This window comes from Streptomyces sp. OR43 (assembly GCF_008042275.1).
In the GTDB taxonomy this organism is placed as follows: domain Bacteria; phylum Actinomycetota; class Actinomycetes; order Streptomycetales; family Streptomycetaceae; genus Streptomyces.
The window spans coordinates 3,725,523-3,737,826 of sequence record NZ_RDBK01000043.1 but is presented as its reverse complement, the minus strand read 5'-3'; the positions used below and the strand labels follow the sequence as shown (position 1 = coordinate 3,737,826).

8 protein-coding genes and 1 pseudogene are annotated in these 12,304 nt (G+C 71.5%); all 9 read right to left on the bottom strand.

Annotated elements, in window-relative coordinates; translation table 11 throughout:
* Nucleotides 1-160: 160 nt before the first annotated feature.
* A complete protein-coding gene (gene ispG / locus EAO72_RS36045; protein WP_148021223.1) occupies nt 161-1,315 on the bottom strand; it encodes a flavodoxin-dependent (E)-4-hydroxy-3-methylbut-2-enyl-diphosphate synthase in 1,155 nt (384 codons plus the stop codon).
* A gap of 184 nt (nt 1,316-1,499) precedes the next feature.
* Nucleotides 1,500-2,810: a M50 family metallopeptidase gene (locus EAO72_RS36040; RefSeq protein WP_148021222.1), complete on the bottom strand. Its 1,311-nt coding sequence runs from the start codon at nt 2,808-2,810 to the stop codon at nt 1,500-1,502.
* Nucleotides 2,807-4,060 carry a 1-deoxy-D-xylulose-5-phosphate reductoisomerase gene (gene dxr, locus EAO72_RS36035; protein WP_148021221.1) on the bottom strand — a complete coding sequence of 418 codons (1,254 nt, stop codon included), beginning with the start codon at nt 4,058-4,060 and terminating at the stop codon, nt 2,807-2,809. The genes EAO72_RS36040 and dxr overlap by 4 nt, the downstream gene beginning before the upstream one ends.
* Before the next feature lie 71 nt (nt 4,061-4,131).
* A complete protein-coding gene (locus EAO72_RS36030; protein ID WP_148021220.1) occupies nt 4,132-4,911 on the bottom strand; it encodes a hypothetical protein in 780 nt (259 codons plus the stop codon).
* Between the two features lie 84 nt (nt 4,912-4,995).
* Nucleotides 4,996-5,490, bottom strand: a complete 495-nt coding sequence (locus tag EAO72_RS36025; protein ID WP_148021219.1) for a nucleotidyltransferase domain-containing protein — start codon at nt 5,488-5,490, stop codon at nt 4,996-4,998.
* Between the two features lie 56 nt (nt 5,491-5,546).
* The gene (gene aroA / locus EAO72_RS36020) at nt 5,547-6,794 is read right to left on the bottom strand and encodes a 3-phosphoshikimate 1-carboxyvinyltransferase (protein WP_148021218.1); all 1,248 of its coding nucleotides are present in this window, start codon (nt 6,792-6,794) and stop codon (nt 5,547-5,549) included.
* A gap of 84 nt (nt 6,795-6,878) precedes the next feature.
* Nucleotides 6,879-8,840, bottom strand: a complete 1,962-nt coding sequence (locus tag EAO72_RS36015; RefSeq protein ID WP_148021217.1) for an acyl-CoA dehydrogenase family protein — start codon at nt 8,838-8,840, stop codon at nt 6,879-6,881.
* Between the two features lie 280 nt (nt 8,841-9,120).
* Nucleotides 9,121-10,566, bottom strand: a complete 1,446-nt coding sequence (locus tag EAO72_RS36010; protein ID WP_148021216.1) for an aldehyde dehydrogenase family protein — start codon at nt 10,564-10,566, stop codon at nt 9,121-9,123.
* Between the two features lie 132 nt (nt 10,567-10,698).
* Nucleotides 10,699-12,159: pseudogene (locus EAO72_RS36005) on the bottom strand (PucR family transcriptional regulator); the annotation flags it as partial.
* Nucleotides 12,160-12,304 lie beyond the last annotated feature (145 nt).

Sequence of the window (12,304 nt, the reverse complement as noted above, 5' to 3'; positions counted from 1 at the left end):
CTCACCATGCGGTCTGCTGATTTCCGCACTGTACCCAAAGAGGCTGTGGCACGCCGCTCGTGGCCGTGAACCGCCTCTGCGATACCCGGTGACCTGGCTCACGGACAGCGCCCCGCCCGGAGGGTTTCTCCGGCGGGGCGCTGTCGTGGAGGGCATGGGGTCAGCTGACGGAGACCTCGGGCTCACCGGAGGCGATGCCGTCCTTCTCCATCTGTTCGGCGATCTTGAGGGCTTCCTCGATGAGGGTCTCGACGATCTTCGACTCGGGCACGGTCTTGATGATCTCGCCCTTGACGAAGATCTGTCCCTTGCCGTTGCCCGAGGCGACGCCCAGGTCGGCCTCGCGGGCCTCGCCGGGGCCGTTGACGACACAGCCCATCACGGCGACGCGCAGCGGGACCTCCATGCCGTCAAGGCCCGCGCTCACCTGATCGGCCAGCTTGTACACGTCGACCTGCGCACGGCCGCACGACGGGCAGGACACGATCTCCAGCCGGCGCTGCTTCAGGTTCAGCGACTCCAGGATCTGGAGCCCGACCTTGACCTCCTCGGCCGGCGGCGCCGACAGCGAGACGCGGATCGTGTCGCCGATGCCCTCGCTGAGCAGGGCGCCGAAGGCGACGGCGGACTTGATGGTGCCCTGGAACGCCGGGCCGGCCTCGGTCACGCCGAGGTGCAGCGGGTAGTCGCACTGGGCGGCGAGCTGCCGGTAGGCGTTGACCATCACGACGGGGTCGTTGTGCTTGACGGAGATCTTGATGTCCCTGAAGCCGTGCTCCTCGAAGAGCGACGCCTCCCAGAGTGCCGACTCCACCAGTGCCTCGGGGGTGGCCTTGCCGTACTTCTTCAGCAGTCGCGCGTCCAGCGAACCGGCGTTCACGCCGATCCGGATCGGCGTGCCGGCGTCGTTCGCCGCCCGCGCGATCTCCTTGACCTTGTCGTCGAACTGCTTGATGTTCCCGGGGTTCACCCGGACCGCCGCGCAGCCCGCGTCGATCGCGGCGAACACGTACTTCGGCTGGAAGTGGATGTCGGCGATCACCGGGATCTGCGACTTGGAGGCGATCGTCGCGAGTGCGTCGGCGTCGTCCTGGGTCGGGCACGCCACGCGCACGATCTGGCAGCCCGAGGCCGTCAGCTCCGCGATCTGCTGGAGCGTGGCACCGATGTCCGACGTACGCGTCGTCGTCATCGACTGCACCGAAACCGGCGCGTCCCCACCGACCGCCACCGACCCGACCTGGATCTTGCGGCTGACCCGCCGTACGGCGAGCTGGGTCGGAACGGTGGGCATTCCGAGAGAAATCGCAGTCATGCGCTGAGCATCCCCAAGGTGTGGATCGAGGTCCCGAAGTCGGCGGGCTCCGGCCTTCGAGGTTACGGCACCGAGCACGGCGTGAAGCACACCGCGTCCGGGAACCCGGGCAAAATATGGGGTCCCGGACGCACCGTGCGCATCCTCCGTCACTCGGGGTACAGGCGCCCCCGGGAAGGCCCGGTCAGGAGATCTTGACCGGGTTGACGACGTCGGCGACCAGGACGAGCAGGGTGAAGCAGATGAACACCCCGGCGACCACATACGCGACCGGCATCAGCTTGGCCACGTCGAACGGGCCGGGGTCGGGGCGCTTGAAGATCCGCGCGGCGTTGCGCCGCAGCGCCTCCCACAGGGCCCCCGCGATGTGGCCGCCGTCGAGCGGCAGCAGCGGCAGCATGTTGAAGAGGAACAGCGAGAGGTTGAAGCCGGCCAGCAGGAACAGCATCATCGCGACCTGGTTCTGCGCCGGTACGTCCAGCGTCATCACCTCGCCGCCGATCCTGGCCGCGCCGACGACGCCCACCGGGGAGTCGGCGGCGCGCTCGCCGTCCGAGAAGGCCGCGTCCCACAGGGCCGGGATCTTGGACGGCAGGGCGATGATCGAGTCGACGCCGTTCTCGATCATGTCGCCCATGCGGACGACGGAGTCACCGAAGGAGAGCGGGACGATCTCGGTCTTGGCCGCGAAACCGAGGTAGCCGGCGGAGACGTACTTCCCCTCGACCACCTCGCCGTCGGAGTCCTTCTTCAGCACGGCGTTCTTCTTGAGCACGGCGTGGAGGGTCTTCTCCTGCCCGTCGCGCCGCACCGTGATGGTGGCGGGGCCGATCGTGTCGCGGATCTTGTCGGAGAGGACGGACCACTCGTCGATCTTCTGGCCGTTGAAGGCGACGATCTTGTCGCCCACCTTCAGGCCGGCGGCCTGCGCGGGCGAGACCGGGTCGGACTTCTTACAGGTCTCCCGCTTCTCGCTCTGGGAGATCACGCACTTCTGGACGCCTGCGACATCGGTCGTCTGCGTCTGGAAGCCGAACGTCATGGCCACGCCGAGAAAGATCGCCACGGCCAGAATCAGGTTCATGAAGGGGCCGGCGAACATGACGATGACGCGCTTCCACGGCTTGCGCGTGTAGAAGAGACGCTTCTCGTCGCCCGGTTCGAGCTCCTCGAAGGCGGCGGATCTGGCGTCCTCGATCATGCCGCGCCAGGGCGAGGTGGAGCGTGCCTCCAGCTTCCCGTCGGGTCCCGGCGGGAACATCCCGATCATGCGGATGTAGCCGCCGGCCGGGATGGCCTTGATCCCGTACTCCGTGTCGCCCTTCTTCCGCGACCAGACGGTCGGGCCGAAGCCCACCATGTACTGCGGGACGCGGATACCGAAGAGCTTCGCGGTCGACAGGTGGCCCAGCTCGTGCCAGGCGATGGAGAACAGCAGGCCGACGGCGAAGACGGCGATGCCGAGAATCGTCAGCAGGATCGTCGTCATACTCATGCGCGCGCCTCCGCGGTGGCCTTGGCCGAGAGTTCCCGGGCCCGGGTCCGTGCCCAGGCTTCCGCTTCAAGGACGTCCGCGACCGTCAGCGAAGTTCCCGTCGCGGGCGTTCCGTGCTCGGACACCACCGCGGTGACCGTGTCCATGATTCCGTTGAACGCCAGCCGCCCGTCCAGGAACGCGTCCACGCACTCCTCGTTCGCGGCGTTGAAGACCGCCGGGGCGGTGCCGCCGAGGGTGCCCACGTGCCGGGCGAGTCCGACGGACGGGAAGGCCTCCGTGTCGAGCGGGAAGAACTCCCAGGCGGAGGCCTTCGTCCAGTCGAAGGCGGGTGCCGCGTCGGGGACGCGCTGCGGCCAGCCGAGGCCGATGGCGATCGGTCCGCGCATGTCGGGCGGGGTCGCCTGGGCGAGGGTGGAGCCGTCCGTGAACTCGACCATGGAGTGCACGTACGACTGGGGGTGGACCACGACCTCGATCCGGTCGAACGGGATGTCGTAGAGGAGGTGCGCCTCGATGACTTCGAGCCCCTTGTTGACCAGGGTGGCCGAATTGACCGTGATGACCGGGCCCATGGCCCAGGTCGGGTGGTTGAGGGCCTGCTCGCGTGTGACGTCGGCGAGCTCGCTCCTGGTACGTCCCCGGAACGGGCCGCCGGACGCGGTGACGACGAGCCTGCGGACATCGGCGCGCTTGCCGGCCGCGAGTGCCTGGAAGAGCGCGGCGTGCTCGGAGTCGACCGGGATGATCTGGCCGGGGGCGGCGAGCGCCTTGACCAGGGGGCCGCCGACGATCAGCGACTCCTTGTTGGCGAGTGCCAGCGTGCGGCCCGCCTTCAGCGCGGCCAGCGTGGGGGCGAGACCGATCGAGCCGGTGATCCCGTTCAGCACGGTGTGGCAGTCGCTGCCGGCCAGCTGTGTGGCGGCGTCGGGTCCGGCCAGGATCTCGGGAGGCTGTTCCCCCGCTCCGTACACCGTGCGCAGGGCCTCGCGCAGCGCCGGTACCGCGTCGGGAGAGGCGACGGCGACCGTGCGCACCCTCAGTCGGCGCGCCTGCTCGGCGAGGAGGGCGACCCGGCCGCCCGCCGCGGAGAGCGCGGTGACGCGGAAGCGGTCGGGGTTGCGCAGCACCAGGTCGATGGCCTGGGTGCCGATGGACCCGGTGGAGCCGAGGATGACGAGATCCCGGCGGCCTTCCACGGCGTCGAAGACGAGGTGCGGGTCGGCGAGGGGGGCGGGGCTGTCGCTCATGCCCCCCATTGTCACCGCATCGGCTGTGTGCACGGACAGCGCGTCCCTCGCGCCGTGTCCCGGCTGCTCGCTCATCGAGCCCTCAGCCCTTCGCCGCGGAACTTGGCCCACTGGGCGGCCATCACCTCGGGCGGCACCCCGCCGATGTCCTCGGTGGAGGTGATCTCCGCCCGGAAGGAGAGGGTCGTGGAACCGGAGCGGACGACGGTGAGGTACTCGTACAGCTTCTGCTGCCCCTTCACGTCGAGGATGGTGAAGCGGTACGCCTTCGCCTCGTCGGCCTCGGCCGCGAAGGCCGGGGCCTTGGCGGGCTCGGCCTTCAGATACTTCGCGGCCGCGACGGCACGCTGCTCGGTGAAGCCGCCGGCGCAGTCACGGCCGGCCTTGTCGAGGGCCTTCATGACGGTGGCGGCGCCGCCGTTCGCGTAGTTGCGCAGGGTGACGTCGACGGTGACGCCGAGCATCTCGTCCGGGACGTCGACCTTGCGCTGGACCTCGGCGGCCGGGTCGGGGTCGCTGACCTCGCCGGAGAGGCTGACCAGCGGCTGGCAGCCGTCGGGGACGGCGGTGTACGCGTCGCCGAGCGGGCCGTCGAGGACGTATGCGGACGCCGTGTACGTGCCGACCTTCTCGCCGTCGGTGAAGGACGCGGCCTTCAGGCGTGCCTCGTCGGGTGCCGCGGGCGCGGAGGGCGCGGCCGAGGCCTTGCCGTCCTTCTTCGCGCCCGCCGCGCCGTCGTCGTCACTGCCGCAGGCGGACATGCCGAGCGCCATCGCGGCCACCGTCCCCACCACCGCCAGCCGGCGCCGTCGCCCCCGCAGGTTCCTCACCCCGTACATGTCTGTCCCCATCTCCCTGGTCCCCGTTTTTCCTGATGCTTCGTCGTTTTCCTGCTGCTTCGCCGTGCGCGTGGGCCGGTGCTCCGGGCGGGCGGCTCAGAAGTGCGTGGCCACACCGAACTTCCCGCGGAGCCGGTCCATGTCGTGCAGGTCGGCCTCGCCGGGCTCGTATCCCTGGTGGAACCCGACCTGCTGCCCGACCGAGATGCACGGCACCCGCGTCCCCCCGATGATGCCGGTGACGAAGCACTCCGCCGGGTAGCGGAACGGCTTCTCCGGATCGAGCGAGGACTGGACCGCCGACCCGTCGGGGGCGAACCGCAGGGGATGCAGGTCGATTTCCCGCCCGGACGGGTGGCTGAGGACGAACCGTGCGGGGCGCCAGTCGAGCGTCTCCGTGTAGCCGGCCGCCGTCAGGGCTGCGACGAGAGCGGGTTCCTGCTCACTGCGGTGCAGCAGGTCGAGATCCTTGTGGCCGCGGGTCTGCTCACCGAGCAGCGCGTCGACACCCCAGCCGCCTGCGATCACCACATCCGCACCGGCCTCGCGCGCCACGGAGAGGACGGACAGTACATCGGAGGCGGACATCATGCCGCGCAGCCTAGCCGCCCGGCACCGGTGCCCGGAGGCCGTTCCGGCCCGCGGCCCTAGCCGTTCAACAGGTCCGCGAACCCGGCGAAGACCTCGTGGAAGCGGGGGAACGTCTTGCGTACGCAGCCGGGGTCGTCGTACGTGATGCCGGGCGTCCGCAGCGCGGTGACGGCGAAGGACATGACGACGCGGTGGTCTCCATGGGTCGTGATCTCCGTGGGACGCGGGGTGCCCGGCCGGATCTCGATCCAGTCCGGACCGGTCGTGACCGTGATGCCCATGCGCCGCAGGTTCTCGGCGCACGCCTCCAGCCGGTCGCACTCCTTGACCCGGGTGTTGCCGACGTCCTCGATACGGACGGGCCCCGAGGCGAAGGGTGCGATCGCGGCGAGCGTCGGCATGGTGTCGGAGATGTCGCGCATGTTGACGGTGAGGCCGCCGAGCAGGCCGGTGGAGCGGACCGTGGTGGCGTCGTTCGTCATGTGCACCTCGGCGCCCATGCGGCGCAGCACGTCGACGAAGCGCAGATCCCCCTGGAGCGCGCCCCGGCCGAGGCCGGGAACGGTGACCTCGCGGCCCGTGAGCGCCGCCGCCGCGAAGAAGTAACTGGCGGTGGAGGCGTCGGGCTCGATGGCGTAAGTGGTGGCCCGGTAGCCGCCGGGCGGCACCGTGAAGACGGTGTCGCCGGGGCCCGAGCGGGTGACCTCGACGCCGAAGCTCCGCATCATCGCGAGGGTGATCTCGATGTACGGCGCCGACACCAGATCGGTGACGGTGATCGTGAGCCCCTCCGCGGTCAGCGGTCCGAGCATGAGCAGTGCGGTGAGGTACTGGCTGGACTGCCCGGCGTCCAGGGTCAGTTCACCGCCCTTGATGCCGGCGGCCTCGATGCGCAGCGGGTGGTGGCCCTCGGCGGCCTCGTGGCGGAGGTCGACGCCGAGCGTGCGCAGCGCTTCGGTGAGCGGGGCGAGGGGGCGGCGGCGCATCTGGGCGGAGGCGTCGAAGCGGTAGCTGCCGCGGGCGCCGGCCGCCGCGAGGGCCGGCAGGAACCGGGCGGTGGTCGCGCCGTCCCGGCAGTAGACGTCGGCGTCCTTGGCGGCGGGACCGGAGGGGCGGCCCGTGACGCGCCAGGCCTCCGCTCCCCGGTCCACGGCGTAGCCGAGGGCGGTGAGTCCTTCCGCGAAGCCTTCGGTGTCGTCCGAGCTCAGCGGACGGACGAGGGTGCTGGTGCCGTCCGCGGCGGCGGCCAGGAAGAGGGCGCGCGCGGTGACGGACTTGGAACCGGGGACATGGATGACGGTCACGGGCGCCCATCCTGCCGTGTCGCGCGCACGGCGGCGGGGCACGTCCAGCGCGTGGACGTGCCCCGCCGCCGCGGCGTCACGGGCTCAGCGGATCGGCCGGCGCACGTTCTCCCGGGCCGAGGGTCCGGGGGTCGCGTCGGCGATCCACGGGCCTTCGCCGCTCGGGTCGACGATGCCTTCCTCCAGCCAGGTGTACGTGCCCGCGAGGACCCCGTCGACGACCTTCCGGTCGAGGTCGTCGGTGTTGGACCAGAGCCGGGTGAAGAGCTCCTCGATCCTGATGCGGGACTGGCGGCAGAAGGTGTCGGCGAGCTGGTACGCCTCGCGGCCGTGGTCGTTCTCGACGCGCAGGTGTTCGGCGCGGACACAGGCGGCGCTCATGGCGAAGAGCTCCGCGCCGATGTCGACGATCCTGCCGAGGAAGCCCTGTTTGGTCTCCATCCGGCCCTGCCAGCGGGACATGGCGTAGAAGGTGGAGCGGGCCAGTTTGCGGGAGGCCCGTTCGACGTAGCGCAGGTGCCCGGAGAGGTCGGCGTGGCCGGTGGGGTGGAAGTCCCCGTAGGTGCGCGGGAGCTGGCCCGGTCCGGCGACGAGCTTCGGGAGCCACTTCGCGTAGAACCCGGCGGCGTTCGCACCCGCCCGGGCCTTGGCGGAGAGCGGCTTGTCGGGGTCGATGATGTCGCCCGCGACCTTGAGGTGGGCGTCGACCGCCTCGCGGGCGATCAGCAGGTGCATGATCTCCGTCGAGCCCTCGAAGATCCGGTTGATCCGCATGTCCCGGAGCATCTGCTCGGCGGGTACGGCCCGTTCGCCCCGTGCGGCGAGGGAGTCCGCCGTCTCGAAGCCCCGGCCCCCGCGGATCTGGACCAGCTCGTCGGCCATGAGACAGCCCATCTCGGAGCCGTACAGCTTGGCGAGCGCCGCCTCGATCCGGATGTCGTTGCGGTCCTCGTCCGCCATCTGCGAGGCGAGGTCGACGACGGCTTCGAGGGCGAACGTGGTCGCCGCGATGAAGGAGATCTTGGCGCCCACGGCCTCGTGCCGGGCCACGGGCCGGCCCCACTGCTCACGGACGGCCGACCATTCGCGGGCGATCTTCAGGCACCACTTCCCGGAGCCGACGCACATGGCGGGCAGGGAGAGCCGGCCCGTGTTGAGGGTCGTGAGGGCGATCTTGAGCCCCGCCCCCTCGGGACCGATGCGGTTCGCCGCGGGCACGCGCACCTGGTGGAAGCGGGTGACGCCGTTCTCCAGACCGCGCAGCCCCATGAAGGCGTTGCGGTGTTCCACGGTGATGCCGGGGGCGTCGGCCTCGACCACGAAGGCCGTGATGCCTCCCTTGTTCCCTTCCGACTTCGGTACGCGCGCCATGACGACCAGCAGGTCGGCGACGACGCCGTTGGTGGTCCACAGCTTCACCCCGTCGAGGACGTAGTCGTCCCCGTCGCGGACGGCTGTGGTGGCGAGCCGTGCGGGGTCGGAGCCCACGTCCGGTTCGGTGAGGAGGAACGCCGAGATGTCGGTACGGGCCAGCCGGGGCAGGAAGGTGTCCTTCTGCTCCTGGCTGCCGAAGATCTTCAGGGGCTGCGGCACGCCGATGGACTGGTGGGCCGAGAGCAGGGCGCCGATCGCGGGGCTGGCGGAGCCGGCCAGGGCGAGGGCCCTGTTGTAGTAGACCTGCGTCAGTCCGAGGCCGCCGTACTTCACGTCGATCTTCATGCCGAGCGCGCCGAGCTCCTTGAGGCCGTTCACGACCTCGTCGGGGATCCTCGCCTCGCGTTCGATCAGGGCGCCGTCGATCCGGGTCTCGCAGAAGTCGCGCAGCCGGGCGAGGAACTCCTCGCCGCGCCGGACGTCCTCGGCGGCGGGCAGCGGATGCGGGTGGATCAGGTCGAGCCGGAAGCGGCCCAGGAAGAGTTCCTTGGCGAAACTGGGTTTGCGCCAGTCCTGTTCGCGCGCTTCCTCGGCCACCTGTCGCGCTTCGCGTTCGGTGACCTTGGGCGTGTGCGGCTGTGCGGACGGACGTTGTGCGGATGGTGCGGACATGAGGAGCTCACCTCGCCGCTTCGTCGGGTGGGTGGTCCCGAAGGGTCCGCGGCGGCCGGGGTTCCGTCCGCCTTGCGTACCTATCGGTTCTACTCGTCCGTATGTACCCGGTTCCGGCCCCTGTCACCAGCCTGGGGGCGCCGATCGGGTCGGTCACCACTCCACTGCCCGCTGCGGCGTGCGGCATGCGAAACGGCCCGAACCCCCGCACAGCGGGTTCGGGCCGTTCCCCCGCCGCCCGCCGTCTCACTGTCCGGGCGGAACGCGGGCGGGCGGGGGCTTACAGGGCGAGGCCGGTGAGGACCAGGACGCGCTCGTAGGTGTAGTCGTCCATCGCGTAGCGGACGCCCTCGCGGCCGACGCCGGACTGCTTGGCACCGCCGTACGGCATCTGGTCGGCGCGGTAGGAGGGGACGTCGCCGATGATCACGCCGCCGACCTCCAGCGCGCGGTGGGCGCGGAAGGCGGTCTGCAGGTCGTGGGTGAACACGCCCGCCTGGAGGCCGTACTGGGAGGAGTTGACGGAGGCGAACGCCTCGGCCTCGCCGTCCACCTTCTGGACCGAGAGGACCGGTCCGAAGACCTCCTCGTGGGAGAGGGTGACGCCGCCGGGGAGCTCGGCGAGGACGGTCGGCGCGTACGTGGACCCGTCGCGCTTGCCGCCGGCGAGCAGCTGGGCGCCGGCCTGCACGGCCTCGTCGACCCAGGACTCGACGCGCTTGGCGGCCTTCTCGTCGACGAGCGGGCCGACGTCGGTGGCGGCGTCGGACGGGTCGCCGGTGACCTGGGCCTCGACAGCCGCGACGATCTTCGGCAGCAGCCGGTCGTAGACGGCGGCGTCCGCGATGACGCGCTGCACCGAGATGCAGGACTGGCCGCCCTGGTAGTTGGAGAAGGTCGCGATCCGGGTCGCGGCCCAGTCCAGGTCCGCCTCGGAGGCGTAGTCGCCGAGGACGACCGCGGCCCCGTTGCCACCGAGTTCCAGGGTGCAGTGCTTGCGCGGCACCGAGTCCATGATCGCGTAGCCGACCGGGGCGGAGCCGGTGAACGAGATCACGGGCAGGCGCTCGTCCTGGACGAGGGCGGGCATGCGGTCGTTGGGAACCGTCAGCACCGACCAGGAACCGGCGGGCAGGTCGGTCTCGGCCAGCAGCTCGCCCAGGATCAGCGACGAGATCGGGGTGGCCGGAGCGGGCTTCAGGATGATCGGGGCGCCGACGGCGATGGCCGGGGCGACCTTGTGGGCACTCAGGTTCAGCGGGAAGTTGAACGGGGCGATGCCGAGGACCGTGCCGCGCGGGAAGCGGCGGGTCAGGCCGAGACGGCCGGTGCCGCCGGCGTCGGTGTCCAGGCGCTGGGCGTCACCGCTGTTGAAGCGGCGGGCCTCCTCGGAGGCGAAGCGGAACACGGAGACCGCGCGGCCGACCTCGCCGCGCGCCCACTTGATCGGCTTGCCGTTCTCGGCGGAGATCACCTGGGCGATCTCCTCGGTGCGCTCCGTCAGACGCCGGGCCACATGGTCGAGCGCGGCGGCGCGGACGTGGGCCGGGGTCGCGGCGAACTCGTCGCGTACGGCGTGCGCGGCGGCGACGGCCTCCTCCACCTGGGCCTCGGTGGGCACGCTGACGGTGCCGACGAGACGCCCGTCCCAGGAGTTGGTGACGTCGAAGCTTTCCTCGCCGGTGGCCTCGCGGCCGGCCAGCCAGAAGGCGTGGGTGGAGGTCATGGAGGTTCCGGCCCTTCGATGGCGTGGGGTGTTCCGTCCTCCACCGTAGGGCCGCGGCGTCCGCCTGGCGTTTGTCCGGCGTGGAGCACAGGCGGGGCCCTGTGCTCCGGTTTGTCGCAGGCGGGCGAGGACCTACGGAACCGTCGGAGGGTTCGCGACCTTGAGGGCGAGCCACAGCTCCATCCGGACGTCCGCGTCGTCCAGCGAGCGGCCGAGGATCTCCTCCACCCGGCGCATGCGGTAGCGCAGGGTGTGCCGGTGGACCCCGAGGTCCGCCGCGGCCGCGTCCCACTGGCCGTGGTGCGAGAGCCAGGCCCGCAGCGAGGCCACGAGGTCGCCGCGGCCCTTGGCGTCATGCTCGTACAGGGCGCGGAGCATGCCGTCGGCGAAGGCCCTGACCGCGTCGTCCGCGAGCAGCGGCAGGACGGATCCGGCGGCCAGTTCCTCGTGCTCGACCAGGGCCCTGCCCCGCCGGCGGGCGACCGAGAGGGACTGCTCGGCCTGTTTGTACGCGGCGGACACGGCGATGGGTCCCGCAGGGGCGGAGAGCCCGACGACCACCGCCGCGTCCGGTGCGGACGGTTCGCGCGGAGGCGCGGACTCCTGCGCCTCGGCGTACGCGGCACAGGCGGCGACGGCGGCACCTCCGTCGGCGGCCAGCACGACGAGGCGTTCGCCCTCGGGCACCATCAGCAGCGTTTCGCCGGAGCGGGCGGCAGCGGTCTCCATGGCCTCGCTGAGCTGCGCCGTGGTCGACGGTTCGGCGGCCTCGGCGATGAGCAGCCGGAAGGGCGCGTCGAGCAGCCCGCCGTACAGGTCCCCGGCGACACCGCGCGCATGGTCGGGCTGGCCGGCCAGGAGCATGCGCAGCACCGCGGCGCCGAGCCGCTGTTCGGCGCCCTGGAGCGAGCGGGAGCGGGCCGTGATGAGGGTGAGCAGGGCGACCGCCGAGTGCACCGCGTAGCGCTCGGCGGTGCCCAGCGCCGCCCCGGTGCCCACGGCCAGTGCGCCGCGGACCCGCCGGCCGGTGCCCAGGGACTGGAGCTCGACGCGGTCGTCGGTGTCACCGACGACGACGCTGGCCGGCGCCGGGCGCTCCCGCAGGCGCTCCACGTCAGGGGTGAGCCGGGCGGCGCGGCGGGCCGCCCAGTCGGGCGCGGCGGCCACGACCGCGCCGGAGGCGTCGTACAGCGCGGCCCAGCCGTCGACGTGCGCGGCGAGACGGGCGAGGAGTTCGGCCGGGCCGTCCCCGGCGAGGGCCGCCCTGGTCAGTTCCCGCTGCGCCTCGAAGCCCGCGGTGACGGCCCGGTACTGGTCGGCGGCGATCTCGGAGGAGACGGCCTTGGCGATGGCGAGGAACGGGGTGCGGCGCGGCACTTCGAGCAGGGGCAGCCCGGCTTCCTCGGCCGCGTCGACCAGCGGCTGCGGCACCTCGTCGTAGGTGACCCCGACGGCGAAGCCGAGCCCGACCACGCCGGCTCCGGCCAGCCGTCGCACGTACCGCTTCATGACCTCGGGGTTCTCCGCGTCGAGGTTGGTCGCGGTGACCAGGAGCAGCTCGCCGCCCTCCATGTACGGGACGGGGTCGGCCAGCACGGCGTCTTCGCCGACCAGCCGCTCACCCGCGCCCTGCACGCCCTGCGGAAGATGGCCACCGGCAAGGCGGTCACCACGGACGCGGTGACCGTGCGCCAGGTCGAACGGGAACGGTGGTCCGCCTCCGGACTCGCGTACGAGC